This is a genomic window from Mycobacterium sp. IDUB_3 (assembly GCF_055419585.1).
Map to the genome: position 1 here is coordinate 224,285 of NZ_JBVAXZ010000001.1, position 25,408 is coordinate 249,692.

At 65.0% G+C, this 25,408-nt stretch carries 20 protein-coding genes, 1 tRNA gene and 3 pseudogenes; 16 read left to right on the forward strand and 8 right to left on the reverse strand.

What is annotated here, in order from left to right:
• Positions 1-113: 113 nt before the first annotated feature.
• The 3 genes from ACZYVJ_RS00840 to xerD are packed head-to-tail and all read left to right on the forward strand — an operon-like array spanning position 114 to position 3,419.
• On the forward strand, positions 114-1,865 hold the full coding sequence (locus ACZYVJ_RS00840) for a CTP synthase (protein WP_463829267.1): 1,752 nt from the start codon (positions 114-116) through the stop codon (positions 1,863-1,865).
• A complete protein-coding gene (locus tag ACZYVJ_RS00845) occupies positions 1,858-2,481 on the forward strand; it encodes an NUDIX domain-containing protein (RefSeq protein ID WP_463829268.1) in 624 nt (207 codons plus the stop codon). Before ACZYVJ_RS00840 ends, ACZYVJ_RS00845 begins: the two co-directional genes overlap by 8 nt.
• Positions 2,478-3,419 carry a site-specific tyrosine recombinase XerD gene (xerD, locus tag ACZYVJ_RS00850; RefSeq protein ID WP_463829269.1) on the forward strand — a complete coding sequence of 314 codons (942 nt, stop codon included), beginning with the start codon at positions 2,478-2,480 and terminating at the stop codon, positions 3,417-3,419. The genes ACZYVJ_RS00845 and xerD overlap by 4 nt, the downstream gene beginning before the upstream one ends.
• A 27-nt stretch (positions 3,420-3,446) precedes the next feature.
• On the opposite strand, the gene ACZYVJ_RS00855 is transcribed toward xerD, so the two are convergent.
• On the reverse strand, positions 3,447-4,202 hold the full coding sequence (locus ACZYVJ_RS00855; protein WP_463829270.1) for an O-methyltransferase: 756 nt from the start codon (positions 4,200-4,202) through the stop codon (positions 3,447-3,449).
• Between the two features lie 237 nt (positions 4,203-4,439).
• Here ACZYVJ_RS00855 and ACZYVJ_RS00860 point away from each other — a divergent pair, with 237 nt between their 5' ends.
• The 8 genes from ACZYVJ_RS00860 to ACZYVJ_RS00895 all read left to right on the forward strand — a co-directional run bounded on the left by ACZYVJ_RS00860 (position 4,440) and on the right by ACZYVJ_RS00895 (position 13,041).
• Positions 4,440-5,303, forward strand: coding sequence for a ParA family protein (locus tag ACZYVJ_RS00860; RefSeq protein ID WP_007775939.1), 864 nt, complete (start codon positions 4,440-4,442; stop codon positions 5,301-5,303).
• Entirely contained in the window at positions 5,300-6,127 is an 828-nt protein-coding gene (locus tag ACZYVJ_RS00865; protein ID WP_463829271.1) for a segregation/condensation protein A, read from the forward strand. Before ACZYVJ_RS00860 ends, ACZYVJ_RS00865 begins: the two co-directional genes overlap by 4 nt.
• A 52-nt stretch (positions 6,128-6,179) precedes the next feature.
• The gene (gene scpB / locus ACZYVJ_RS00870) at positions 6,180-6,887 is read left to right on the forward strand and encodes an SMC-Scp complex subunit ScpB (RefSeq protein ID WP_463829272.1); all 708 of its coding nucleotides are present in this window, start codon (positions 6,180-6,182) and stop codon (positions 6,885-6,887) included.
• Positions 6,887-7,630 carry a pseudouridine synthase gene (locus ACZYVJ_RS00875; protein ID WP_463829273.1) on the forward strand — a complete coding sequence of 248 codons (744 nt, stop codon included), beginning with the start codon at positions 6,887-6,889 and terminating at the stop codon, positions 7,628-7,630. Before scpB ends, ACZYVJ_RS00875 begins: the two co-directional genes overlap by 1 nt.
• Before the next feature lie 56 nt (positions 7,631-7,686).
• Positions 7,687-8,370: a (d)CMP kinase gene (gene cmk, locus ACZYVJ_RS00880; protein ID WP_463829274.1), complete on the forward strand. Its 684-nt coding sequence runs from the start codon at positions 7,687-7,689 to the stop codon at positions 8,368-8,370.
• Entirely contained in the window at positions 8,367-9,767 is a 1,401-nt protein-coding gene (der, locus tag ACZYVJ_RS00885; RefSeq protein ID WP_463829275.1) for a ribosome biogenesis GTPase Der, read from the forward strand. The genes cmk and der overlap by 4 nt, the downstream gene beginning before the upstream one ends.
• Positions 9,768-9,958: 191 nt before the next feature.
• Positions 9,959-10,032 (forward strand) — tRNA-Pro (locus tag ACZYVJ_RS00890).
• Positions 10,033-10,272: 240 nt separating this feature from the next.
• Positions 10,273-13,041 carry a DUF4365 domain-containing protein gene (locus ACZYVJ_RS00895; protein ID WP_463829276.1) on the forward strand — a complete coding sequence of 923 codons (2,769 nt, stop codon included), beginning with the start codon at positions 10,273-10,275 and terminating at the stop codon, positions 13,039-13,041.
• 78 nt (positions 13,042-13,119) lie between these two features.
• On the opposite strand, the gene ACZYVJ_RS00900 is transcribed toward ACZYVJ_RS00895, so the two are convergent.
• From ACZYVJ_RS00900 to ACZYVJ_RS00925, 6 genes are all read right to left on the reverse strand, one after another.
• Entirely contained in the window at positions 13,120-13,884 is a 765-nt protein-coding gene (locus tag ACZYVJ_RS00900; protein WP_463829277.1) for a 5-methylcytosine restriction system specificity protein McrC, read from the reverse strand.
• Positions 13,885-13,931: 47 nt separating this feature from the next.
• Positions 13,932-14,483 (reverse strand): hypothetical protein, encoded by a 552-nt coding sequence (locus ACZYVJ_RS00905; RefSeq protein ID WP_463829278.1) that lies wholly within the window; start codon positions 14,481-14,483, stop codon positions 13,932-13,934.
• Between the two features lie 325 nt (positions 14,484-14,808).
• Positions 14,809-14,967 carry a hypothetical protein gene (locus ACZYVJ_RS00910; RefSeq protein ID WP_463829279.1) on the reverse strand — a complete coding sequence of 53 codons (159 nt, stop codon included), beginning with the start codon at positions 14,965-14,967 and terminating at the stop codon, positions 14,809-14,811.
• Positions 14,968-15,471: 504 nt separating this feature from the next.
• Positions 15,472-16,428 (reverse strand): AAA family ATPase, encoded by a 957-nt coding sequence (locus ACZYVJ_RS00915; RefSeq protein WP_463829280.1) that lies wholly within the window; start codon positions 16,426-16,428, stop codon positions 15,472-15,474.
• Positions 16,425-17,924, reverse strand: a complete 1,500-nt coding sequence (locus tag ACZYVJ_RS00920; protein WP_463829281.1) for a nitric oxide reductase activation protein NorD — start codon at positions 17,922-17,924, stop codon at positions 16,425-16,427. The genes ACZYVJ_RS00915 and ACZYVJ_RS00920 overlap by 4 nt, the downstream gene beginning before the upstream one ends.
• Positions 17,925-18,161: 237 nt before the next feature.
• Complete coding sequence (locus ACZYVJ_RS00925; RefSeq protein WP_463829282.1) at positions 18,162-19,481, reverse strand: TetR/AcrR family transcriptional regulator; 1,320 nt, start codon at positions 19,479-19,481, stop codon at positions 18,162-18,164.
• A gap of 624 nt (positions 19,482-20,105) precedes the next feature.
• Here ACZYVJ_RS00925 and ACZYVJ_RS00930 point away from each other — a divergent pair.
• Positions 20,106-20,520 (forward strand): annotated as a pseudogene (locus ACZYVJ_RS00930) (SDR family NAD(P)-dependent oxidoreductase); the annotation flags it as partial.
• 30 nt (positions 20,521-20,550) lie between these two features.
• On the opposite strand, the gene ACZYVJ_RS00935 reads toward ACZYVJ_RS00930, so the two are convergent.
• Positions 20,551-21,438, reverse strand: coding sequence for an alpha/beta fold hydrolase (locus ACZYVJ_RS00935; protein WP_463829283.1), 888 nt, complete (start codon positions 21,436-21,438; stop codon positions 20,551-20,553).
• Positions 21,439-21,581: 143 nt separating this feature from the next.
• On the opposite strand from ACZYVJ_RS00935, the pseudogene ACZYVJ_RS00940 reads away from it, so the two are divergent.
• The 4 genes and pseudogenes from ACZYVJ_RS00940 to ACZYVJ_RS00955 form a co-directional block, all read left to right on the forward strand.
• Positions 21,582-22,053 (forward strand): annotated as a pseudogene (locus ACZYVJ_RS00940) (SDR family oxidoreductase); the annotation flags it as partial.
• Between the two features lie 322 nt (positions 22,054-22,375).
• Entirely contained in the window at positions 22,376-23,512 is a 1,137-nt protein-coding gene (locus tag ACZYVJ_RS00945; protein ID WP_463829284.1) for a spirocyclase AveC family protein, read from the forward strand.
• 42 nt (positions 23,513-23,554) lie between these two features.
• Positions 23,555-24,688, forward strand: a complete 1,134-nt coding sequence (locus ACZYVJ_RS00950; protein ID WP_463829285.1) for a spirocyclase AveC family protein — start codon at positions 23,555-23,557, stop codon at positions 24,686-24,688.
• A 162-nt stretch (positions 24,689-24,850) separates the two neighbouring features.
• Positions 24,851-25,398, forward strand: a pseudogene (locus tag ACZYVJ_RS00955) (MMPL family transporter).
• The last annotated feature ends 10 nt before the right edge of the window (positions 25,399-25,408 follow it).

Sequence of the window (25,408 nt, forward strand, 5' to 3'; positions counted from 1 at the left end):
TAGCCGCGGCACAGCGCGGTGGATGTTAGGGTGGATTTCCGTGGGTCGGCAGGCCCATCTAGTTATTCGCTAGAACAATTTTCACGCCCTGCCCGTCTTCACGGAGGTCGCCTGTGCGAAAGCACCCGCAATCCGCCACCAAGCACCTCTTCGTCAGCGGGGGCGTCGCTTCCTCGTTGGGCAAGGGGCTGACCGCCAGCAGCCTTGGTCAGCTACTGACGGCCCGCGGGTTGTACGTGACGATGCAAAAGCTCGATCCGTACCTCAACGTGGATCCGGGCACCATGAACCCGTTCCAGCATGGCGAGGTCTTCGTCACCGAGGACGGCGCCGAAACCGACCTCGACGTCGGCCATTACGAACGGTTCCTGGACCGCGACCTGTCCGGCTCGGCGAATGTCACTACGGGGCAGGTCTATTCGACGGTCATCGCCAAGGAGCGGCGCGGCGAATACCTCGGCGACACCGTCCAGGTGATTCCGCACATCACCGACGAGATCAAAGCGCGCATCATGTCGATGGCGCAGCCCGACGCCCAGGGCAACCGGCCCGACGTGGTCATCACCGAGATCGGCGGCACCGTCGGCGACATCGAGTCGCAGCCGTTCCTGGAGGCTGCGCGGCAGGTTCGTCATGACGTCGGCCGGGAGAACGTCTTCTTCCTGCACGTCTCGTTGGTGCCCTACCTGGCCCCGTCGGGCGAGCTCAAGACCAAGCCGACTCAGCATTCGGTGGCCGCGCTGCGCAGCATCGGTATCACCCCGGACGCGCTGATCCTGCGTTGCGACCGTCCCGTCCCCGAGGCGCTGAAGAACAAGATCGCGCTGATGTGTGACGTCGACATCGACGGCGTCATCTCCACGCCGGATGCGCCGTCGATCTATGACATTCCGAAGGTGCTGCACCGCGAGGAACTCGACGCCTACGTGGTGCGCCGGCTGAGCCTGCCGTTCCGGGACGTCGACTGGACCGAGTGGGACGACCTGCTGCGCAGGGTGCACGAGCCGCACGAGACGGTGCGAATCGCCTTGGTGGGCAAGTACGTTGACCTGTCCGACGCTTACCTCTCGGTGACCGAGGCGCTGCGCGCCGGCGGGTTCAAGCACCACGCAAAGGTGGAGCTGCTGTGGGTGCCCTCCGACGCCTGCGAGAGCGCGACCGATGCCGCGTCGGCGCTGGCCGACGTGCATGGCGTGCTGATCCCCGGCGGCTTCGGCATCCGCGGCATCGAGGGCAAGATCGGCGCCATCCATTACGCCCGCACCCGGGGGTTGCCGGTGTTCGGCCTGTGCCTGGGGCTGCAATGCATCGTGATCGAGGCGGCCCGCTCCGCCGGTCTGGCCCAGGCCAACTCGGCCGAATTCGACCCCGAGACGCCCGATCCCGTCATCTCCACGATGGCCGACCAGGTCGACATCGTCGCCGGCGAAGCCGACCTGGGCGGCACCATGCGGCTGGGCGCCTACCCCGCGGTGCTGGAACCGGAATCGATTGTGGCCCAAGCCTATGGCGCCACCGAGGTGTCCGAGCGCCATCGGCACCGCTACGAGGTCAACAACGCCTATCGCGACAAGATCGCGGAGAGTGGGCTGAGGTTCTCCGGGACGTCTCCGGACGGCCACCTGGTGGAGTTCGTCGAGTACCCACCGGACGTGCACCCGTTCATCGTCGGCACCCAGGCTCACCCCGAGCTGAAGAGCCGGCCCACCCGGCCGCACCCGTTGTTCGTCGCATTCGTCGGCGCGGCCATCGACTACAAGGCGGGCGAGCTGCTGCCGGTGGAGATTCCGGAGCAGTCATCGAACGGCATCCAGCACCGGGACAGCGCCGCGCGGCCTATACCTGAGCCCGCGACCCGTGGCTGACCACGTCTTCGAGACGGTGTCATCCGAAACGCTGTACACCGGAAAGATTTTCGCGCTGCGCAGCGACCGGGTGCGAATGCCGGGCGGCAAGGTGGTGACCCGGGAGATCGTCGAACATTTCGGCGCGGTCGCCGTGGTCGCGATGGACGACGACGGCAACATTCCGATGGTCTACCAATACCGGCACGCGTTCGGCCGGCGGCTGTGGGAGTTGCCCGCCGGACTGCTCGATATCCATGGCGAGGCAGCCCATCTCACCGCGGCCCGCGAGCTGATGGAAGAGGCGGGGCTGAAGGCCGAGACCTGGAAGGTGCTGGTCGATCTCGACTCCACACCGGGCTTCAGCGACGAGTCGGTGCGCGTCTATCTGGCCACCGGCCTGACTCGGGTCGACCGGCCCGAGGCGCACGACGAAGAAGCCGACATGGCTCTTCAGTGGTATCCGCTGGCCGACGCCGCGCGCAAGGTGCTCAGCGGTGAAGTCGTCAATGCCATTGCCGTGGCAGGGATTCTGGCCGCCCACGCCGTGAGCACAGGGTTCGTGCAGCCGCGCCCGGTGGACAGCCCGTGGCAGGACAAGCCGACGGCGTTCGCCGCGCGAAAGGCCGCGCAATGACAACGGTGGCGCTGGACACGCAGTTGCAGGGCTACCTTGACCATCTCACGATCGAGCGCGGCGTCGCCGCGAACACCCTGAGCTCGTACGGCCGCGACCTGCGCCGCTACACAAAACACTTGTCGGACCGGGGAATTCACGACCTGGCCAAGGTGGGCGAGAACGACGTCAGCGAGTTTTTGGTGGCGCTGCGCCGCGGCGATCCCGACACCGGGGTCGCCGCGCTGTCCGCGGTGTCGGCGGCGCGGGCGTTGATCGCGGTGCGCGGCCTGCATCGATTCGCCGCCGCCGAAGGGCTGGCCGAACTCGACGTGGCGCGCGCCGTCCGCCCGCCGACGCCGGGCCGCCGGCTGCCCAAAAGCCTGACCATCGACCAGGTGCTGGCGCTGCTGGAGGGCGCCGGCGGCGAGAGCCCGGCCGACGGCCCGCTGACGCTGCGTAACCGGGCGTTGCTCGAACTCCTGTATTCCACCGGCGCACGGATCTCCGAAGCCGTCGGCCTCGACGTCGACGACGTCGACACGCATGCCCGTTCGGTGTTGTTGCGCGGCAAGGGCGGTAAGCAGCGGCTGGTGCCGATCGGGCGTCCGGCCGTCGCCGCGCTGGATTCCTATCTGGTGCGGGGCCGTTCGGAGCTGGCCCGCCGCGGGCGCGGGACGCCGGGCATCTTCCTCAATGTGCGCGGCGGGCGGCTGTCGCGGCAGAGCGCGTGGCAGGTGCTGCAGGACGCGGCCGCGCGCGCCGGGATCACCTCCGGGGTGTCGCCACACATGCTGCGGCATTCCTTCGCCACTCACCTGCTGGAGGGCGGCGCCGACGTGCGGGTCGTGCAGGAGTTGCTCGGACACGCCTCGGTGACGACGACGCAGATCTACACCATGGTCACCGTGCACGCGCTGCGCGAAGTGTGGGCCGAGGCCCACCCCCGGGCGCAGTAGGTCTTCACCGCGGCCGTCCCGGCCGGCTCAGCCGCCGAGGTAGTCGGACTCCAGCACCAGGTCGGACAGCATCGTCTGGTATTCCAAATGCGCCTTGTGCTCGACGGTGTTGAACCGCTTGCCCTGCTGCCGGTGCATGTACTGGCGGTACTTCGGCGCGCCCGGTACCCGGACATTGTCGGCGACCACGATCGAGCCGGGATGCAGCCAGCCGCGCTCCAGGATGCTGTTCAGGTCGTCGAGGTAGGCGTCCTTGTCGTGGTCGAGGAACACGAAATCGAGTGTGCCTTCTGCAAAGCCGTGCTCGGTGGTCAGCGCATCCAGAGTGCGACCGCCGTCGCCGATGGTGCCAACCACGCATGTCACCCGGTCGGCGACGCCGGCGTGCGCCCAGATCTGGCGGGCGTTGGCGGCGTTGGCCTCGGCGAGTTCGACCGAGAACACCTTGGCCGTCGGGGCGGCCCTGGCGATGCGCAGGGCGCCGTAGCCGCAGTAGGTGCCCAGTTCGAGCGCGAGCGCGGGATCGGCGCGCCGCACGGCAGCATCGAGCAGCAGCCCCTTCTCGTCGCCGACGTTGATCAGCAGCGATTTCTCGTAGGCGAACTTGTCGATGGTGGCCAGCACGTCGTCGATGTCACCGGCCCGCGCGTTCTGCAGGACGTACTCGACGGCCGCCGCTTCGCGCCCGTCACCGATCTGGCCCGTCGTGGTGATGTTCTGAGCGCCGGCGGCCATGCGCCAGACCGACCACCGCAGTAGAGGTATCCGTCGCTTCAGATTCATAGCCGCCACGATAGGCCGTTTCCGGAAACCGACAGCGCCGGTGCTGGCACGTTCCGGAACCCGCATTTGCCCTCGGAAATTGGTGCTGCTGTGACTGAAGTGAACAGGCTGTCGGGATGTGCGTTCTACCACCGATTTTTCCCCATATTGGCTGGTTAATTGCCTGCGGGTCGCCGGGTTTCGTGCGACGAACCCGTTAGACTTTCCGACGATGTTCACTTCCCGAACACCCCCGCCATGACTGAGCAGCCGGACAACGGCGTCGAGCTCGGTCTGACCGGGCGGCCGCCGCGGGCGATCCCGGAGCCACAGCCGCGCACCTCGCACGGCCCGGCCAAAGTCGTCGCCATGTGCAACCAGAAGGGCGGCGTCGGGAAGACCACGTCCACTATCAACCTGGGCGCCGCGCTCGCCGAGTACGGCCGCCGCGTGCTGCTGGTGGACATGGACCCGCAGGGCGCGCTGTCCGCCGGCCTGGGCGTCCCGCACTACGAGCTGGAAAAGACCATCCACAACGTCCTGGTCGAGCCGCGGGTGTCGATCGACGACGTGCTGCTGCAGACCAGGGTCAAGCACATGGATCTGGTGCCCAGCAACATCGACCTGTCGGCCGCCGAGATCCAGCTGGTCAACGAGGTGGGCCGCGAGCAGACGCTGGGCCGCGCGCTGCACCCGGTGCTGGACCGCTACGACTACGTGCTGATCGACTGCCAGCCGTCGCTGGGGCTGCTCACCGTCAACGGCCTGGCCTGCGCCGACGGCGTGGTGATCCCGACCGAGTGCGAGTACTTCTCGCTGCGCGGGCTGGCGCTGCTGACCGACACCGTCGACAAGGTGCGCGACCGGCTGAACCCGAAGCTCGAGATCAGCGGGATCCTGCTCACCCGGTACGACCCCCGCACGGTCAACTCGCGCGAGGTGATGGCCCGGGTGGTTGAGCGCTTCGGTGACCTGGTCTTCGACACCGTGATCACCCGGACCGTCCGATTCCCGGAGACCAGCGTCGCCGGCGAACCCATCACCACGTGGGCCCCGCGGTCGACCGGCGCCATCGCCTATCGCGCGCTGGCCCGCGAATTCATCGACCGATTCGGCGCGTGAACGGGACCGAAACCGGTGAGGCGCCACAGCAGAACGGCCACGGAGCTGGCTTCCAGGTCCGCCTGACCAATTTCGAGGGCCCGTTCGACCTGCTGCTGCAGTTGATCTTCGCCCATCGCCTCGACGTCACCGAGGTGGCGCTGCACCAGGTCACCGACGACTTCATCGCCTACACCCGCGAAATCGGTCCGCAGCTGGAGCTGGAGGAGACCACGGCGTTCCTGGTGGTCGCCGCGACCCTGCTGGATTTGAAGGCGGCGCGGCTGCTGCCGGCCGGACAGGTGGACGACGACGAAGACCTCGCGCTGCTGGAGGTGCGTGACCTGCTGTTCGCCCGGCTGCTGCAGTACCGCGCGTTCAAGCACGTCGCCGAGATGTTCGCCGAACTCGAGGCCGCGGCGCTGCGCAGCTATCCGCGCTCGGTGTCGCTGGAGGATCGGTTCACCGAACTGCTCCCCGAGGTGATGATCGGCGTCGACGCCGAACGGTTCGCGCAGATCGCCGCGATCGCGTTCAGCCCGCGACCCGTCCCGACCGTGTCCGTCGGGCACCTGCACCAGGTCCAGATCTCCGTTCCGGAGCAGGCCAAAAAGCTGCTGGCGATCCTGGAAGCGCGGGGCAGCGGGGCGTGGGCGACGTTCTCCGAACTGGTCGCCGACTGTGAGGCGTCGATGGAGGTGGTCGGTCGCTTCCTGGCGCTGCTCGAACTGTATCGGTCCCGGGCGGTAGCATTCGACCAGTCAGAGCCGCTTGGCGTGCTCCAAATCTCGTGGACCGGGGAGCGTCCGGCCAGTGAAGCCTTGGTAGAAGTGCGGGACGAATAAGTGACTTGCGCCGCGACGATGCAGAGCGAAGCGATGAGGAGGAGCGGCGCTCATGAGTGAAGATATGCCGGACGTCGATCTGGAAACGGATCTCGACGTGGGCATCCCCGACATCGCCGAGGTCGCGCCCATGGAATCCGAGGAACTCGGTTCCGTGCTCGAGGCGCTGCTGCTGGTGGTGGACACCCCGGTGACCGCGGAGGCGCTGGCGTCGGCCACCCAGCAACCGGTGTACCGGATCGCCACCAAGTTGCAGGAGATGGCCGAGCAGCTCACCGAACGCGACAGCGGCATCGACCTGAGGCAAAACAGCGAGGGCTGGCGGATGTACACGCGCGCCCGCTTCGCGCCCTATGTCGAGAAGCTGCTGCTGGACGGCGCACGGTCCAAGCTGACCCGGGCGGCGCTGGAGACGCTGGCCGTGGTCGCCTACCGCCAGCCCGTGACGCGCGCGCGGGTGAGCGCGGTGCGCGGAGTCAACGTCGACGCCGTGATGCGCACGCTGCTGGCGCGCGGCCTGATCACCGAAGCGGGGGCCGACGAGGACACCGGCGCGGTGACATTCGCGACCACCGACCTGTTCTTGGAGCGCCTGGGGCTGACCTCGCTGGCCGACCTTCCGGACATCGCGCCGCTGCTGCCCGACGTCGACACGATCGAGGACCTCAGCGAATCCCTGGACAGCGAGCCACGTTTCATCAAATTGTCCGGCGGTCAATCCTCCGACCAGTCGTTGACGTTCGACGTGGACCAGGATTGATGGACGAAGCTCAGGGGATCCGGCTGCAAAAAGTGTTGTCCCAGGCCGGAATTGCGTCGCGGCGGGCGGCCGAGAAGTTGATCATCGACGGCCGCGTCGAGGTGGACGGCCAAGTGGTGACCGAACTGGGCACCCGCGTCGATCCGGACTCCGCGGTGATCCGCGTCGACGGCGCCCGGGTGGTACTCGACGACTCGCAGGTGTATCTGGCCCTGAACAAGCCGCGCGGCGTGCACTCCACCATGTCCGACGACCGCGGCCGGCCGTGCATCGGCGATCTGGTCGAGCGCAAGGTTCGCGGCAACAAGAACCTGTTTCACGTCGGGCGGTTGGACGCCGACACCGAAGGGCTGATCCTGCTGACCAACGACGGCGAGCTCGCACACCGGCTGATGCACCCCTCCCACGAGGTGCCCAAGACGTACCTGGCGACGGTGACCGGGTCGGTGCCGCGCGGGATCGGCAAGAAGCTGCGCGCCGGCATCGAATTGGAAGACGGGCCGGCCAAACTCGACGAGTTTGCGGTGGTGGACGCCATTCCGGGCAAGACGCTGGTGCGGGTGACGCTGCACGAGGGGCGCAATCGCATCGTGCGCCGGCTGCTAGCGGCCGCCGGATTCCCAGTGGAGTCGTTGGTGCGCACCGACATCGGGCCGGTCTCGCTGGGCAAGCAGCGGCCGGGCACCTTCCGGGCGCTGGCTCATCACGAGATCGGCCAGCTGTACAAAGCGGTGGGCCTGTGAGCGGAGCGAGCGGAACGCGCGCAGCGGGTGACGGGAGCGCAGCGAACCATCAGGCTGTGACCGACGTAGTGGTGGCCATCGACGGCCCGGCGGGCACCGGAAAGTCCTCGGTATCAAAGGGATTGGCGCAGGCGCTCGGCGCGCGCTACCTGGACACCGGAGGGATGTACCGGATGGTGACGCTGGCCGTGCTGCGTGCCGACATCGACCCGGCCGACGCCGAGGCCGTCGCGCACACAGCGGAAACGGTGCAGATGACGATCGACTATCACCCCGATGGCGACCGTTATTTCCTTTGCGGAGAGGATGTCTCGACGGAGATCCGCGGCGACCGGGTGACCGGCTCGGTGTCGGCGGTGTCCTCGGTTCCGGCGGTGCGCACCCGGCTCGTCGGCCTGCAGCGCGAAATGGCCGAGGGCCCAGGCAGTGTCGTCGTCGAGGGCCGCGACATCGGCACCGTCGTGCTGCCCGGCGCGCCCGTGAAGATCTTCCTGACCGCGTCGGCCGAGACCCGGGCGCGGCGGCGCAACGAACAGAACGTGGCGGCCGGGCTGGCCGACGACTACGAGGCGGTGCTGGCCGACGTCCGCCGCCGCGACCATCTGGACTCCACCCGGGCGGTGTCGCCGCTGCGCGCGGCCCCGGACGCGGTGGTCGTCGACACCAGCGGGATGACCGAGGCCCAGGTGATCTCGCACCTGCGGGACCTGGTCAATCAGCGAAGCGGGGCGGTGCGATGAGTCAAGACGGCACGTGGAGCGACGAAAGCGACTGGGATTCAGTCGAAACCGGCCTGGACGAACAGGAGGAGGCCGGCCCGGCGCCCGTGGTGGCGGTGGTCGGCCGGCCCAACGTCGGGAAGTCGACGCTGGTGAACCGGATCCTGGGCCGACGGGAAGCGGTGGTGCAGGATATTCCGGGCGTCACCCGCGACCGGGTCTCCTATGACGCGCTGTGGACCGGCCGCCGGTTCGTCGTGCAGGACACCGGGGGATGGGAACCCGACGCCAAGGGGCTGCAGCAGCTGGTGGCCGACCAGGCCTCGGTGGCCATGCGCACCGCCGACGCGGTGATCCTGGTGGTCGACGCCGTCGTCGGCGCCACCACGGCCGACGAGGCCGCCGCCCGGATCCTGCTGCGGTCGGGCAAGCCGGTCTTCTTGGCGGCCAACAAGGTTGACAGCGACAGGGCAGAGGCGGACGCCGCGATGCTGTGGTCGCTGGGGCTCGGTGAGCCGTACGCGATCAGCGCGATGCATGGCCGCGGCGTGGCCGACCTGCTCGACGCGGTGCTGGCGGCGCTGCCCGAGGTGTCCGAGGTGGCGCCCGCGTCCGGCGGCCCGCGGCGGGTGGCGCTGGTCGGCAAGCCGAACGTCGGCAAGAGCTCGCTGCTGAACAAGCTGGCCGGCGATCTGCGCTCGGTGGTGCACGACGTCGCCGGGACCACGGTGGACCCGGTGGACTCGTTGATCGAGCTGGGTGACAGGGTGTGGCGGTTCGTCGACACCGCGGGTCTGCGGCGCAAGGTCGGCCAGGCCAGCGGGCACGAGTTCTACGCCTCGGTGCGCACCCGCTCTGCGATCGACGCGGCCGAGGTGGTGATCGTGCTGATCGACGGGTCGGATCCGCTGACCGAACAGGACCAGCGGGTGTTGTCGATGGTCATCGAATCCGGCCGCGCGCTGGTGCTGGCCTTCAACAAGTGGGACCTGGTCGACGAAGACCGTCGCGAGCTGCTGGAGCGCGAGATCGACCGCGAACTGGTGCAGTTGCGGTGGGCGCCGCGCGTCAACATCTCCGCCAAGACCGGGCGGGCGCTGCAGAAGCTGGTGCCCGCGATGGAGACAGCGCTGGCGTCGTGGGATGCGCGGATCCCGACCGGCCCGCTGAACTCGTGGCTCAAAGAGGTGGTGGCGGCCACGCCGCCCCCGGTGCGTGGGGGCAAGCAGCCGCGCATCCTGTTCGCCACCCAGGCCACCGCCCGGCCCCCGACGTTCGTGCTGTTCACCACCGGTTTCTTAGAGGCCGGGTACCGGCGCTTCCTGGAGCGACGGCTGCGCGAGACCTTCGGGTTCGAAGGCTCGCCGATCCGGATCAACGTGCGGGTGCGCGAAAAGCGCGGGGCCAGGCGGCGCTGAGCTGGTAAGGGTTTCTCGGGACGCCGGCGGTCTCTCCGGACCAATAGGTGCTTCCCGATTCCGCTAGCACCGGCGCTAGGGCGTTTGCGATTCACCTACTGGTCGCGGAGTAGCGACCGGAGGTCGCTTGGCGGGTCGGTCGCGCGTTTACGGTAGGCTTTCGACCTGCTGCCGGTGCACGCATCGGCGCGCGGGCTGTGGCGCAGTTTGGTAGCGCACTTGACTGGGGGTCAAGTGGTCGCAGGTTCAAATCCTGTCAGCCCGACACAGGTCAAAGGGTATTTCTCGCTTCTGAAATCCCATATTTGGATGTTGTGACCCAAACATCTGACCCAAACCAGCCCTTGATTGCTCGCGGAATGCGTTTGCCCGCGCGTTGCTGGGCCCGAGGCGGGGCGCATACAAGACCGACGCGTGTCACTCAGTATCCGGGGCCGAACGTCGCACTAGGTTGGTCGCTCGGGCGACAGATTCTTTGGTTGGCAGGGCGATAGGGGTGGGCTGGATGAGGGCAACCCGAACTGGCCTAACGGGCTCTCAAGGCCAGCAAGCCGTAGGCGGTCAGTTCATGGCGCTGAACTGGGGGGTTGCGGAGAATCCGCAAGAACAGGACTTCAGCGGAACAGACTTGTGGCTAATAGCGCGGGATGCTCGACTATTCGACCTTGGTGCGCTCGTCGGCGCACAGGTGAAGAGCGGGTCGTCGTGGTTTGCTTCACCCGAGCGGGACGATCAAGGCGCGATCGTTGGCTGGTGGCATCCCGACACCAAGGACCACTTCGAATCCTGGGCGAAGCACCGGGTGCCGCACATTCTGGTACTGCACGATCCCGACACAGGGATCTCGTACTGGGTGCGCGTGACCGCTGACAAGGTTGTTGATACGGGCAAAAATGCAAAAATCTTAGTGCCACGTGATTCAACAGTGGATCAAGATCACGTCGACCAATTGCTTGAGGTTGCGACGGGAGATCTCGGACACCCGGGTTGGGAAGGCAGCAGCAGGAATCGACGGGCCATTCTTCGAGGCGATCGTCTTCGTTACGCGTTGTTGACGCCGCGACTTATCGCACCACACCCAAACTTGTTGGTAGAGCAGTACGAGCCGGAAGAGGCCATCGCCCTCATCATTGAGATGCGGCTGGGCGGATTGCAGCCGTCCCCCTTCCCCTGGCAGGACGCGAAAACGCCTCCTCTCGACGAGTGCCGAGATTCCGATAACTGGTGGTGGCGCTTCTACGCCGCCGCGTACGACGTTTTCGTGGAAAACCGTGATGTCAGTGCGGTCACGGCCCTAGTTCAAGCCGACGACATCGAGCCGTTCGAGCGGGCGGCTGCTGCGGCTACAGCCGCAGCGGTACTGGTGGAGCGAGGCCAGCCCGCCGACGGCTTAGAAATTGTGGCACGGCTAATTGAGGCGGATGACTGCGGGCCCGTTGACCACAACTGGCTGCTGATGCATAAGGCCCGGTGCCTAAGCGAGCTTGGCGATCTTGAAGCTGCACAATATCTCGCTATCGAGATTCAGAGCCTTCGGCCGATGGCGCGAACCGACCCAACAGCCGGAGCGCTGGTCGGTTCATCGGCGGGTCTGATTATCGCGACCAGTTGGTCGAAGCCGCACGGCATCGCAGATGTTGTTGCAGGTCGAGACACACTTGCGGCGTGGTGGCGTACCGAAGAGGTCGCAGCGGGTCTACAGCACCAGGCCAATGAGGACTTCCGGGAGTGGGCCCAAGACACCACTGTCACGATCGGGGCGTCGGACCAGACCTGGCTACATCTGCGCGCCGCCTCGTCGATTGCCGGATTGACTGGTGACCACTTTGCATGGCGAAGTGCATATGCACAATTGGCGAGGCGAGTGCTGGTCACTGGGCACCGCAGCACAGCTCATGTGGTGTCAGCCCTAACCGCGATGCGCATTGCCGGCGATGACGACGGTGTCAAGCTTGCGGTTCGACACGTGCTGCGAGTTGGACCGGCGATTGCAGTCAAAGACGCCGCCAGCGGCATCGACATCGACATTTCAATCAGAACCGGTCTTCTTGCTGACATCGAATTAATCAGTGCGGCTGCCGATGTACTCGACGTAGCTGACGTAGATCGGCAAGCGGAGTGGGCTCTTCGCGTATTGGAAGATCCACCGATCATTACTCAGCGACTGAAGCCGACGTTCCTCGTTCCGATTTATGTCCTCCGCATGCTTACAGAGCTCATACCTGTGCTTTCTGAAGCTGGCCTCCGTACCGTCATTGACCATCTGACAGGTCTTCCCGCTCAAACGGATCAGGCCGAGGCCCACGGTTACATGATGGCCATGTCGCGTATTCCAGCGTCATGCTGGACGACGGACGATCTCAACAAACTGGGTGCGCGCCAAGGTGACAACTTCGAGCTCGCCGCGCAAATCACTAGCGTCCTCGCCGACACAAAGCCCGAGACCCGTACCGATTTGCTATCCAAGATCAACGAAGGAGACCTATCTGCACTGGCTGCATACGGAGACGTCGGCGACCTACCGACCGAAACGGTCAGGGTGTTGGTCGCAAAGCTTCGTGAAGAGATCCGCCAGCAGATCGCCCAACTTCGAAACCAAAGTGTCTTTCGGTCTATCGAACCCGCCGACGTGCTTGCGATCATCAATGCGCAACATCCCGAACATTCGGACTGGCAACCAATTCTCGACCTCCTGCGCACTGAGTCACCTTTCACTGAACACCTTGACCGCGTGCTGCGAACGCTTCGTCGAATCGGACCGCGTGTTCGCGACGATGCCGCTGATCAACTGGAACCGGTTCTCCACGACCTCATGACCGGTCGACCGGCGGTGCTATTTCCCGACCATCGCGATGTTCGCGGGATGGCCGCTGGTGCATTGGCTTCAACCCGGCCGAACGCCATCTCCGACCAAGAACGCTGGGAGCTGTTGAGCGGTTCCGCTGATCAGAGGGCGGCAGCAGCACTGGTTGTAGCCAGCAGGAGCCAACCCGAGCAGTTGGACGTTCTCGCATGCCTTGCATTTGACGGCGACCCGAAAGTGCGCGCCACGGCGGCGAACTGCGTTGCCTACTGGTTCACGCACGACGTTGCTGTTGACCGGTCGCTTGCTCTCTTGACCCGTATCCTCGAAGACCCCGGCACCGAAGTCGCCCGTTCAGTCGCCGGCCTCATTGACGGTGCGGAAACCACCAATGCAGTCAGGCAACTGGCGGGTCTACTTCAGAACCATACGTCGGCATATGTTGGGTCAGTTGCTGCGCAACACCTCTAAAACCCTTGGACAACTACGTTGGAGGCTGCAAATGTGCGGATTTCTTCCGTCTCGCGGGTTCGTAAGGTTGATTAACCTTTAGGCGATAGTCAGTCCCGTGAGGTTCTGAATCATGTTGCGCACCAATATGTAGACGGCTTCGGTCGATCCCATGGCAAGCTCATCTAGTGCGGCGGCAACGTCCAATCCGGCACCACGTATCTGCGCCGAAGTGACATCGGTCATCGATTTGATGCGCAGGGCGGGACCGGAAGTGGGCTTGTGCGCCGCGTAGATCACGCCGGATCGTCTGTGGTCCGCCGTGCCACCCAGCGCATACGCGTAGGTGAAGAGTTGATACACGTCGCCGGTGGCGAACTTCTTCACGTCGTACAGCTTGTACTTGATGTCGACCGGTACGCGCCGCCCCGATCCGGCCTCCGTGATAACCATGTCTGGTCGGATCGTGCTGTAGTTGCGGTTTGTCGACTCGTTGACAACAACGGCTTTGAGGGCGACCTGGGCCGAAGTATGCAACTGAGTTCCGCTGAGCGCGTTGGTAACAAGCGTAGTAATGAATCGTTCAAAGATTGAGTTCATGTTCAGCATGAACGCGTTGATTCCACGGTCGACGGCGCTGTGCAGGTCGCTGAGCGCAAGCCCCCTCAGGATCACTAAGGCCAATTCGTGCGCGGGCCGGTAACGGGAGTTCCTTCGGTCGTAGTGAATCCAGCGGCTGTACGATCCAGCGTCGAGGGACCTGGGTTCACAAATTTCGCTGAGCACACCGGACATCGCTCTGGTCTCTGTTCTCAGCTTGCTGTTGCGAACCCGATTCCAGGCCACGGAAAGTGCGGCGCCCAACAGCTGGTTCTCGGGAATGTCGCCGTCGTATTCATCGAAGGCGCAATCTAATTCCCGCGAATCGGTGAGGGCGCTGCCGGTTGACCCAGCGCGGCAAGGTAATGGTCGATGTCTGACTTCGAGGAAATGGGTAACAACTCTGCTGGAAAGTACAGGTACAGCAACTTCGTTCGCACCGTGGATGCTGATAGCAGCGCTTTGACATCGTCGGCATCGTCGAATTCGCCGTCCGAGGCGAGTTGCAGCATCTCGACAAATCCGCCACGGATTGCCGACCACGCTGCGTCGATCGAGTCGTATTCCTTGGGGATCCGCCAAGAGCCATCTTTGCGGCGGAAGATCAGATGCTTGGCAGCCGATCCGCCCCTGATGCTTCCGATGACGTTGGTTCGGTATTCCAGCCAGTAGGAAACGGTGTTGTGCGTTCCCAGCCCGAGTGCGTATTCGGTGAGCGGCAGGTTCGGCCAATCCGCGATGGGAAAATGATCGACGAACTCACCACGCAGCTGTCCTGCTTCGGCGACTCTGCTCGCGACCGCACTGCGTTGCCAGGAACCAAGTGATGCGAGGATGCTCTCCCGCGCATTCGTATCGACCATCTCAACCTCCCTATCTGACGATGGACAACTTTTCTGCCGCTGCTGCTATTGCGTATGGCGCGTCGCCCAAGCGTGCGGCTAGTGTCCAGGTGGCCAGTTCAGTGGGCAACGCCTCCCACGGAGCAGCAGCACGCGAGGCCGAGCCACACTCTTGTTGAGCCGGTCCGTACCGATAGTGCCCACCTCGACGTGGCCAGCCAAATGACAAACTCGGGTGGTGCGGTAAAGAGCGCCGGCCAGACACATGCGAGCGAAGGCAAAAGCAGAGGAGCGTCTGCCGGTCTGCTCTACCCACTTCATCGAGCTCCCGGCGTCGGGTAACACGTTAACTGCGCGACGCCAACCGGCGCGCGAACACCTGGCGCAGGTAGGCCAGTATTTGTTCGTCAGACCACTCGTAGAACGCCCCCGTGGTCCCGTACTCGATGCGCGAAAGGTCGTTCTCGAACCTGGCGATTGTCTTTTCAAGCTGGTCCAGTGACACCTGTTCGGCCAGGTCGACTCAATCCTTCCAGAGGTGAGGCTCTGCCCAGCCATAGGTGTCGTCGGACGGGGGGTGAACCCGGTCAACCAATCGAAGCCCCTCTCCACTAGGTGCAACGCTATATCGCCGCTGGACCATCCGACCGGGATAACATGACTGCGCGCTCTGCCCGGCTTTGTCACGATGGGAAGTACTCCAGCGCCTGATCATCACCGTTGCATGTCGAAATTTGGATTAGGGAGCCGCGTTAGGCGCCGGGTTGAAGGGCGGCACAGTTTTCGGATCTAGCGGACTGTAAATCCGTCGCGAAAGCTTCACAGGCTCGAATCCTGTACATGCCACTACACGTCAGAGCATATTTCTGGCCGTAACAACAGGTTCGAGCGTCGCCGCCGTCCGCAGAGCGTCCGCAGTGATTACGCCGGAATTCTCGGATGTCGTGGGAAGCCACAACCGGTATTCGCTATCTGCCTGCTGCATCGCGTTATGCGCCGTCGGGCCGCGCTAGGCGTCCTCGTTGAGGTAGACCTCGATCATCTGGATGAGTCCGTTGGTGATGGCGGGATCGTCGCTGAGGGGTCCGGCGATCGCGGCGCGTGCCGCTTTGGGTGCGGGCAGGCCTTGGGCGATCAGGCGGCCCGCTGCGATGAGCACCCGCGTGGATGCCACTTCGCGCAACCCCCCGGTTTCCAGGCGCCGGATCGCTTGACCGAACCGGACAAGCTGTGCGGCGTGGTCGGTGCTGATTCCTGCTTCGGTCGCGACGATCTTTTCTTCGATGTCGGCGTTGGGGAAGTCGAACTCTAAGGCGACCATGCGTTGCCGCGTGGAGTCTTTGAGATCTTTGAGGACGCTTTGGTAGCCCGGATTGTAGGAGACCACCAGGCCGAACCCGGGTGCCGCCGCCAGGGTGACGCCGAGCCGTTCGACGGGGAGCTGGCGGCGGTGATCGGCTAATGGGTGCAGCACGACGGTGGTGTCTTGGCGGGCCTCGACGACTTCGTCGAGGTAGCAGATGGCTCCTTCGCGCACCGCGCGGGTTAGCGGCCCGTCGACCCATTGAGTGTCTCCGCCGACGAGGAGGAATCGTCCGACGAGGTCGGCGGTGGTGAGGTCGTCGTGGCAGGCGACGGTGATCAGTGGCCGACCCAGGTCGTGGGCCATGGCCTCGACGAAGCGGGTCTTGCCGCATCCGGTCGGACCTTTGAGCAGAATCGAAAGGCCTTGCAGGTAGGCGGCTTTGAACACATCTTCTTCATCACCGACGGCGACATAGTAGGGACGGGCTGCACTGTCGCCGACGTCGGCGCGGGTCGATTCACCGTTGCCGGCGGTGCCGGCGGTGCCCGATGGGGCCACTGCGCCCTCGGTGCTGGCAACGTGCAGCCGCCCGCCGTCGTCGTCGTGGTCGGGTCGGGCGGAGACGTCGGTCAGGTGGCGGGGGTCGGTGGATCGCGTCATGCGCTTCGTGTCCGTTCTGTTGAGGTGACGTGCTGAACCGGGCGGGTGGCATTAATCAGGCGGCGGCGCGCTTCTGCCGAGCGAAGCGCGGACCGAAAAAGGGGTCCGACAACACCTTTGAGATCCTCGGGGCGTGCAACGGTGGCGTGGGCGGTGCTGCCGAAGACGTGGCGCAGCGCCGCGACGTCGGTGCTGGCGCCGATGGTCAGACACAGACAGCCAGTGCCGCGGCGGCGAGCCTCGGCCAGCGCGCGGCGCGCGTCGGCGGCACCGTAGTCGCGTTCGTATCCGTGGTCGTAGGCCAGGCCGTCAGAGATCACCACGAGCAGTCGGCGCGGCGTGCCGGCGTGTTTTTCTACCACCGCTGCGCCGTGACGGATCGCGGCGCCCAGTCGTGAGAAGGCGCCGGGAGTGATGGCCTGCAGCCGTTGCACGGTGCGGGTGTCGAGGTGATCGTCGAAGCGTTTCACCGGTGTCACCTCAACCATGGATCGACCTTGAGAGGCGAACGCATACAACGCGACTCGGTCACCGAGGTCGTGCAGCGCCACGGTGAGCGCTGCTGCGGTGGTGCGCTGCTGTTGATGTACGGTCTGACCGTGCGTTCCCGGTTCGGCAGTGGATCCAGAGACGTCGAGCAAAACCAACACCCCCAGATCGCGTCGGCGCCGCAGGGTATCGAGGTAGATCTCCTCGGCCGAGGGCGCGTCGGCCCGTGTTTCCACTTGGGCTTCCACCGCCGCGTCGATGTCGATGTCGTCGCCTTGGGCCTGGCGGCGCGACCGTTGCAGCCCGACCCCGAGGCGTGCCAGCGGCTTACGCAGCCCGATATCGCGTGCGATGTGCGCGGCCGCACCGGTATTCGGGGGCTCGATCTCGTGCACCGTGCACCACTGCGGGCGGTAGCGGCGCTCGCGCATGTTCCATTCGGGATATGTCGCGCCGCGCGGGGCGAAGGGATCGTCAGTCTCGGTTGCCGATCGTGCGTTGGAAACCACTGCAGTGCTGCCCGTCGCGCCGGCCCGGGTGCGATGCGTCGGTGTGTCAGCGCCTGGTTGGCCGCCTCCGGACAGCTGGCGCACCACGCTGAGCATGCGTGCCAGCAGTTTGCCCAGCACGCCGCCACCGCCGACCGGGCTGGTGAACGGGTCTTGCATGTCCTGGTCGTCGGCGATGTCGTCGTCGGCCAGTTCCTGGAGTTCTTTGTCCTGTTGTCGTCGTGGGGTGTGCTCGCCGGCCGGCCCGGGCCCGTGGTCGGCGCGTTTGTCGACGACGACCTTGCGGGGACGTAGGACGCCGAAATCGGCGGGCGGGTCGGGTATGGGTTGGCGACTTAACGCGATGTCGAGTGAGGCGGCCGGCGAGTGAGTGCGCGAGGCGAGGTCGCCGTCGATGAGCGTGCGCACTGCCGGGGGCAGCCACATCTGGTTGGCGGCCAGCGCGCGGTGACCTTCAATGGCCAGGTAGCGGCGCACCGCCGCGCGATGTGTGCTCAATGTGCGGGTGATCGCGGGTTGGAGGCTGTCGGCCGCGATCAGACAGGCTTGAACGGTGATCGCGGTGAGTCGAGCTGTGGGCGGGCTGTTTGGGTCGACGAAAATCGTGCGCCTGTTGGTCCAGCACGGCTGCCCGGGCTCTGTCGCGGCGACGGCAACCGGTTGCCCTGACAGCGCTGAGGCCAGCATCTCTAGCTGTGGCAAGGGTGTGGCGGGGCGATCGGGTGTCATCTGGTCCTATGTCCGTGCCGGGCCGCGCGTCGGAGTCAGGCTGCGGTCGGCGATGCCACGGATCACGGTGTCGCGGGCCAGGCGCAGCGCCGCCCGTCTACCCAGGCGGTGGACGAGGTTTTCGGGTATCCACAAGACGCCCATGACGCAGCGCGCCAGCATCTCTAGCGATGATGTGTGCGCCTGCAGGTCGTGTGACCGGATGCCCTCGCGCAGCAGGCTTTCCAGTTCGGCCAGTCGCTGGGCGAAGGCCAGGCCTGGTTCTGGTGTGTTCGGCGGGTGCTGGCGCAGCCACGCGAGCTGAATCTTCCACTCGTGGGGGAAGCGGTCGATCGCGTTGATGTTGACCCAACTGAGCGCATCGAGCTTCTCGACCGCGGTGGCGTCGCTGGCCAGGACTTCGGCGAAACCTCCGCCGGCCTTGCGTCCGAACGCCTCGATGATCGCTCTGAACAACCTGTCTTTGGAGCCGACCACCGAGTACACGCGGGCAGGACCCAATGCGGTGGCCTCGATGATGTCGCGCATCGTGGTGGCCTCATATCCGCGGCGACCGAATTGTTCTCGCGCCACGGCGTGGATGTAGGCGGACTTGCCGGTGACCTCGACATGGCTGTCCTCACCCCACGAGCCGATGGCCTTTTCGGCGGCGGCGAAGGCGGCCGAGGAGTCCAGTTCGTCATCTGTAGGCGGCCGGCTGCTCAGCCCTGTCGTCATGATTCGGCACAACAGGGCGGCGACATCCTCGGCGGCGGCGGTGTGGCGGATGACGTCGAGCCCGACGTGCATCAGGCTTTGGCAGATACGATCGGCCAGCGCCGATATGGCGACACCTGATCGAAGCAGACCGTTGGCCGCGCCGGCCGCCAGTATCTGGGTCATCGTGTATTGCAGCGTCGTGGGTCTCGCGGACAGAAGCAGGCTCAGTGACGGGTTGGCGCTGGCAGCCTCGAAGAATGACATCTGCAATGCGGCCGGGTGGCGCGCCGCACAGCGCGCGATGGCTGAGCCGAAGTCATAGAACCCGGCGGGGAATGGGCTGGCCTGGCGGTGGTCGGTGTCATCGAGCGCCGCCTTTGCGACGCCGTCGATGTCGGCGCGAAAACCCTGGACCAGTTCGAAAAGCAACTCTTCTTTGCTGCTGAAGTGGTGATACAGGCTGCCCCCCAATATGCCGGCGGCTGCGGCGATGTCAGCCAACGAGGCGCGCGGGCCTGCCGAGGCGATCACCGATTCGGCCGCCTGCAGGATCCTGGCACGTGCCGTGCACTGGCGGGCCCAACAAGTGTCCGCCGGCAAGCAGGGACCACTATGCGGTGGTGACATCGGTTCGGCCCGACGGGGCTGAGCCGATCGCATGACGCGGGCGCGGGTCACCATGACTGACACTCGATAATGTCTGGAGGTCTGTTGGCGGCGCCGGGTGCGGCTGACCTCCGTCCGACGTTGTTGTGGCCGGCGCCGAATCGACCGTGCTCTCGCGGCGTGCGACTACGCGTGGTGCCGATGAATTGCCAAGGCAAGCATCGGGTGGCGAATCGGAGCAGGCCTGTCATGACGGCGAATCCCCAAGAGCGTCGGCGGGTGCGGCAGGGCGGCAATGTTCCCTGGGCGCAACGCGAACCCGACAGCTGCTCGACCCGGTCGGACCCAAGCTCATCGAGGAGCTACCGACGAGACATGAGATGGCCACCAGCTCAGCAGACACCTCTAACCGGCCGGTCGAGACACGCGGGCAGCTTAGCGACATCGCTCGTCCTCTCCGTCCCGACCTATTGTGGTGCAGTCTGACTCCAGAATAAGATCTGGTGCTAGATTGCACCAGATCAGTTGGGTTGGTCAAGGGACCGCAGCCAGACGCCCAGTCACCGCTTCCTGCTCTTGGTTGATGGACCGGCCTGCAGGTTAGCCGTATCACGTTGATAAGCAACCGAAGTGGAGGAAGATCCTTTGTCCGGACGTCTCGACGGCAGGTCGCCGTCATCAGGGGAGCTGCCCGCGGCCAAGGGCGCGCGCACGCCGTCGCCATAGCCAAAGCGGGCGCCGACATCGTTGCCCTCGATATCTGCCGGGACGTCCCGAGCAACCCCTACCCGTTGGCGACACCCGACGACCTCTCTGACACCGAACGATCGGTGAAAGAACTTGGGCGGCGCGTGGTCGCGCGGATCGCCGACGTGCGTGAACGCCACGAACTACGCGACACCGTCGAGGCCGCTCTGGCCGATCTCGGCAGGATTGACGTCGTCGTCGCCAATGCCGGCATCCTGCCGATGGCGATGGGCAACCCCGACCCATGCATTTCGTCGACGCCTCCGACGTCGACCTGGTCGGCGCGATGAACGCCGTCGCGGTCACCATGCCCGCTACCTGTGGGTAGTGGGTCAGTTTGAAGTTATTGGCTAGTTGCGCGGCCTTGGCCCGAGTCGTCGAGAATCTCTTTGGCCATGACAACGGGGAGCAGGTGACCGGTCGCGGGAACCGCCCTCAGCGTGCTGTTGGGCAACAGGCTAGCCAAACGACGTGCATGTTTCATCGGCACCAAGGTGTCCTCTTCCCCTTGCCAGATGGTGACCGGCTGCTGGATCTCGGGGAGGTCGAAACCCCATGAGCCGAAGTAGTGACGGTACTCTTCGACCATTCCCTGTACGCCGCCGCTCATCACTTCGCGATGCGTCGCCAGCAGGGATAGGGGCGGCGGGTTGAGTGCTGCGCCATCCCGGCTGCCTGCTAGGTGCGGGAGGACCCACCCGAGCACGCGTGGCGGTACACGGCGTATCAGTTGCAGCAGCGCCGCAGCGGCCCACGGCGCCCATCGGGCGGCCGGGATGAGCAACTCATCGGGCAAGAACCCGATCTCGAAGACGTTTCTGAGTCGCTCCAGGGGAGCCATCCCGTCGATGGTGGCGACCACGCGTACTCGCCCGGGCATCGCCGCAGCGCACGCCAACGCGAAGGGGCCTCCGCCCGACCAGCCGGCGACGGCGAAGTCATCTAGAAGCAGCAGGTCAGCAACCTGAGCCACGGTGTGCCCCCACTGGCCAACCGAGGCCATGCTCCACAGGTCGCTGCGCCCAATGCCCGGTCGGTCAATTGCGATGATTTCGGCACCACAAGAACGCGCCGCCTCGTCCATCACCGTGGCGTCCATACCGCAACTGAGTCCGCCGTGGTTCCACACCAGGGGCCACCCACCAGGTGACCCAAACCGCCACACACCCACGCGACGCGAATCGACCAGCACGGTCGAACCCGAATCGGTACCCCCGTTGTTGCTCTGCATTGATCGCCCCTCCGAAAGGTCACCCCGCCGCACCGTTCTCGGCTATTGCACCAAATATCTGTTCCGCGCTAGTGGTATTTCCCTGCACATGTTGGCGACTAATGATCGCGGCTTGGTGCAAAGGTCTAGTCGAGTAGCGCGCGCACTTGTGCGACGGCGCCTCCATCATCGTCACCGGTTCCACCGCCGGCATGATCCGGGGCGCCACCGACAACCCGACCATGGGCCCCGGTGGGGCGGGCTACGCCTGGAGCAAGCGCGTCGTCATGGAGGACGTCGAGGAGATGTGCTTGCACCTGGCGCTGCGGATGATCCAGATCAACGCCATCCACCCGACCAACTGCAACACCCACCTGCTGCAGAACGATGGCATGTACAGCATGTTCCGCCCGGATCTGACCCAAGCGGGCAAGAAGGCCACCCGCGAGGACGCCGAACCGTTATTCACCCTTTTCCGGGCCATGCCCACTCCCTACGTCGAACCCGAAGACATCGCCAACCTGGGCGTGTTCCTGGCCAGCGACGAAAGCCGCTACATCACCGGCCAACACATCCGCGTGGACGCCGGGCCTGCTGAAGTGGCCAACGGGCCCGGCAGATGGGACGTGCCCCTAACTGCTTGACCAATGGACCCGTTGTGGTGCAGTCTGACTCCAGAATCATGGTCTGGTGCCTAACGACACCAGAAAGAATAGGTAGGGAGCAATGTCCGTTGACTCGACAGAGGCGCAGGTCGACCCCATGACAACGCGGCGCCGGGGGCGCCGGCGACGCGTGCGCTGGTGAGCCGCTAGATGACATCCGAGTACGACAGGCGTTCACCCCATCCGCCTCCACGCCAGCCCCGCCGCAGCGGGGCTCCGGCGGGATCGATGCGATCCCGAGACGTAGTCGGCGATCGCCCCGGCCCGGAACAAATGTTTGTGGAGGGCGGTTGGTGACCACCGAGCAAACCACAGCACCTTCGCGGACACCGGAACGCGTCGCTGCACGGTCCCCAAGGGGCAGGATCGCAGCCTGGTTGCTCGCGGCGCTCGGCGTCGCGTTGGTCATCGCCGTCGCGTGGAACGCGCGCGACTATCCCGATGCGCGGGTTGGTAATCCGGAGGTCTCCGGCGCGCCGCGCCCCGTCGAGCCGCTGGTGGGCTATGACCACTGGCTGGGGCTGTTCCAGATCTTCGCGGTCGTGTTGGTCGCCGGCCTTTTTGCGCTATTCCTGTGGGGATGGCGAGGCTATGGGCCGCACCCCTACGTCTTGATGGGTGTGGTGACCACCTTCATCGCCTGGCAAGACCCCATCATGAACTGGGCGCCCTACGCGGTGTACAACCCCAGGCTGTGGCATTTCCCCGAGTCATGGCCGCTGGTTTCGATATCTCCGACCATCGAGCCCTTCGTCGTCCTCGGTTATGCGTTGTTTCAGTTTGGCCCGTATTTTCCTGCCGTCTGGATTCTGCGCAAACTTCAGGCCCGGCGCCCGGCTGACGCCTTCGTGTGGCGTCACCCGCTGATCAGCCTCGCCGCGTTGATCTTCGTCTGCGGCTTCCTCATCGACATGCTGTTAGAGGTGTTCCTCGTGCGCACCGGGTTTTACATCTACTCCCAGGTGATCCCGTTCGGCTCCATCTTTGTGGGCACTGCCTACCAGTTCCCATTGCTGTGGGAGTCGTCGTTGGTGACGCTGGTCATGATCCCCGCCGGCATCCTGGTGTATCGCGACGACACCGGCCGCACGGTGTCAGAAAAACTGGCCCAGCGCGCCCGCGTCCTCCCAGGGCGGCCGGTGCTCGCCTCGTTTCTGGTGATGCTGGTCATCATCAACGTCTCCTACCTGGTCTATGGAGTGACGTTCACCGCGCTGAAGTGGTCTCGGCTGGCCTCCTCGGTCGCTTGTCCGTGGCCGTACCCCGACGCTAAAGTCTTTGACCCCCAAGGGTTTTACGAGCAGAACGGCCAGAAAGGTCCCTATTCAGTCGGGATCATGTCGACCTGGGGCAACGGCCAGCCCCACGGGCGCCCGAACGCGCAGCGCGGCTCCGAAAGTGACCGTTGTGCCCAGGGCGCCAACAGGTGACCGCGCAAATTTCACACGATCAGTGATGGGTGAGGAGAGACAATGACCACTGAACGAACCTCCAAGCCGGCGAGCCGACCCGACATCGAGCCGACCCGCTCGTCGACCAGCGGGATCTGGAAGTGGGTGTGGCTCGCGCTCGGTGTCGCCGCGGTGGTGGCCGTCGCGTGGAACGCGCGCAATTATCCTGATGCGCGGATCGCAAACCCCGCGGTCACGGGTACGCCACGGCCTTGGGAGCCGCTCCTCGGCTACCAGCACTGGATCCCCGTCCTGCAGATCTTCACCGTCATCGCCGTCGTGGGCCTCATCGTGGCAGGCGTATGGGGCTGGCGACGCTACGGGCCGCACCCCTACATCCTGATGAGCCTGGTGACCACGATCATCGTCTGGCAGGACCCGCTGATGAACTGGGCGCCCTACGCCGTGTACGACCCGCGGCTATGGCACTGGCCCGAATCCTGGCCATGGGTCTCGCTGGCGCCGACCGTCGAACCGTTCGTCGTCTTCGGCTACGTCATGTTCCAGTTCGGACCGTACTTCCCGGGAGTCTGGGCGCTGCGCAAAATTCAGGCCCGGCGGGGCACTGACACCTTCGTGTGGCGCCACCCCCTGCTGAGCCTGGGGGTACTGATCTTCATCTTCGGGTTCATCATCGACATGATTCTTGAGGTCACGATGATCCACACCGGGCTCTACATGTACGCCCAGGTGATTCCCTTCGGGTCGATCTTTGTGGGCACTCCCGTTCAATTCCCCTTGTTGTGGGAATCCTCATTGGTGACGCTGGTGATGATTCCTGCCGGGATACTGGTCTATCGGGACGACACCGGCCGCACGGTGTCGGAGAAACTGGCCCAACGTGCCCGCATCTTTACGGGCCGACCGGCGCTGGGCTCGTTCATCGTGATGCTCATCATCGTCAATGTGTTCTATTTGGTGTACGGGCTGGCGTTCGCCTCGTTCAAATGGACACGGATCGCGACATCTGTCGCGTGCCCCTGGCCCTACCCGGAAGCCAAAGTCTATGACCCGCAGGGCTTTTACGAGCAAAACGGTCAGCAAGGCCCGTACTCGGTGGGTATTGCCTCGACGTGGATGATGGCCCAACCGCACGGACGTCCCCACGTGACGCTCGGATCCATCAGTGACCGGTGCGCTTCGAACAAGCAGTGAGTGCTGGGCGCATCGGTGGCGTCTGCAAGCAACGAGTGCGCAGTCTGCACGTCGGGAACGACCGTGTGACCCTGTGATTGCCGTTGGGGGCGATCTGTGCCGAAGGCGCCGATACGTTCGCGTGGGAAACCGGCGTGGTGAGGCGACAATTGGTCATCGTGGATGTCCTGCCCCGCGGGCGCTTCCGGGGGAGGCGCGCTTTCTGCCGATGGCAGCGTCATTACGGCAACCGTCTTGCTCAAGGGCGATGTTGGTGAACGCCAGAAGGCGTCGGCGTCGCTCAACGAGCACTTGGCGAAAGACATGCCCGCTGGAATCAACGCCGCGATGGCCGGCAACAGTCCGCTGATGGGCGACCTCACCGAAGTCGACGGACAGGACATGATGACCGCCGAGATGGTCAGTCTGCCATTGGCGTTCATCGTGCTGCCGCTCGCGCAGCGGTCCGTGCTGGCCGCGATGATGCCGATGGTGCTCGGAATGTGCGCTGTGGGGGTCACTCTCGGCTTGTTGTCGCTTCGGTGTCCCTCATGGACTGGAACGTATTCGTCGAGTCGTTGGTGGCGATGATGGGCCTTGCGATCGGGATCGACTACTCGTTGCTGATCGTGCGGCGCTACCGTGAGGAACTGTCCGCCGGCATGGTCCCGCGGCAGGCCATCGTGCGAACACTCGAGACAGCGGGTCGCACGGCGCTCTTTCGGGCATGATCGTCGTCAT

Coding starts and splice junctions, on each gene's coding strand:
- xerD (WP_463829269.1), top strand. CDS start 2,478: ATGACAACGGTGGCGCTGGACACGCAGTTGCAGGGCTACCTTGACCAT.
- ACZYVJ_RS00855 (WP_463829270.1), bottom strand. CDS start 4,202: ATGAATCTGAAGCGACGGATACCTCTACTGCGGTGGTCGGTCTGGCGC.
- ACZYVJ_RS00860 (WP_007775939.1), top strand. CDS start 4,440: ATGACTGAGCAGCCGGACAACGGCGTCGAGCTCGGTCTGACCGGGCGG.
- scpB (WP_463829272.1), top strand. CDS start 6,180: ATGAGTGAAGATATGCCGGACGTCGATCTGGAAACGGATCTCGACGTG.
- ACZYVJ_RS00875 (WP_463829273.1), top strand. CDS start 6,887: ATGGACGAAGCTCAGGGGATCCGGCTGCAAAAAGTGTTGTCCCAGGCC.
- der (WP_463829275.1), top strand. CDS start 8,367: ATGAGTCAAGACGGCACGTGGAGCGACGAAAGCGACTGGGATTCAGTC.
- ACZYVJ_RS00895 (WP_463829276.1), top strand. CDS start 10,273: ATGAGGGCAACCCGAACTGGCCTAACGGGCTCTCAAGGCCAGCAAGCC.
- ACZYVJ_RS00905 (WP_463829278.1), bottom strand. CDS start 14,483: ATGGTCGATACGAATGCGCGGGAGAGCATCCTCGCATCACTTGGTTCC.
- ACZYVJ_RS00915 (WP_463829280.1), bottom strand. CDS start 16,428: ATGACGCGATCCACCGACCCCCGCCACCTGACCGACGTCTCCGCCCGA.
- ACZYVJ_RS00925 (WP_463829282.1), bottom strand. CDS start 19,481: ATGTCACCACCGCATAGTGGTCCCTGCTTGCCGGCGGACACTTGTTGG.
- ACZYVJ_RS00935 (WP_463829283.1), bottom strand. CDS start 21,438: ATGCAGAGCAACAACGGGGGTACCGATTCGGGTTCGACCGTGCTGGTC.
- ACZYVJ_RS00950 (WP_463829285.1), top strand. CDS start 23,555: ATGACCACTGAACGAACCTCCAAGCCGGCGAGCCGACCCGACATCGAG.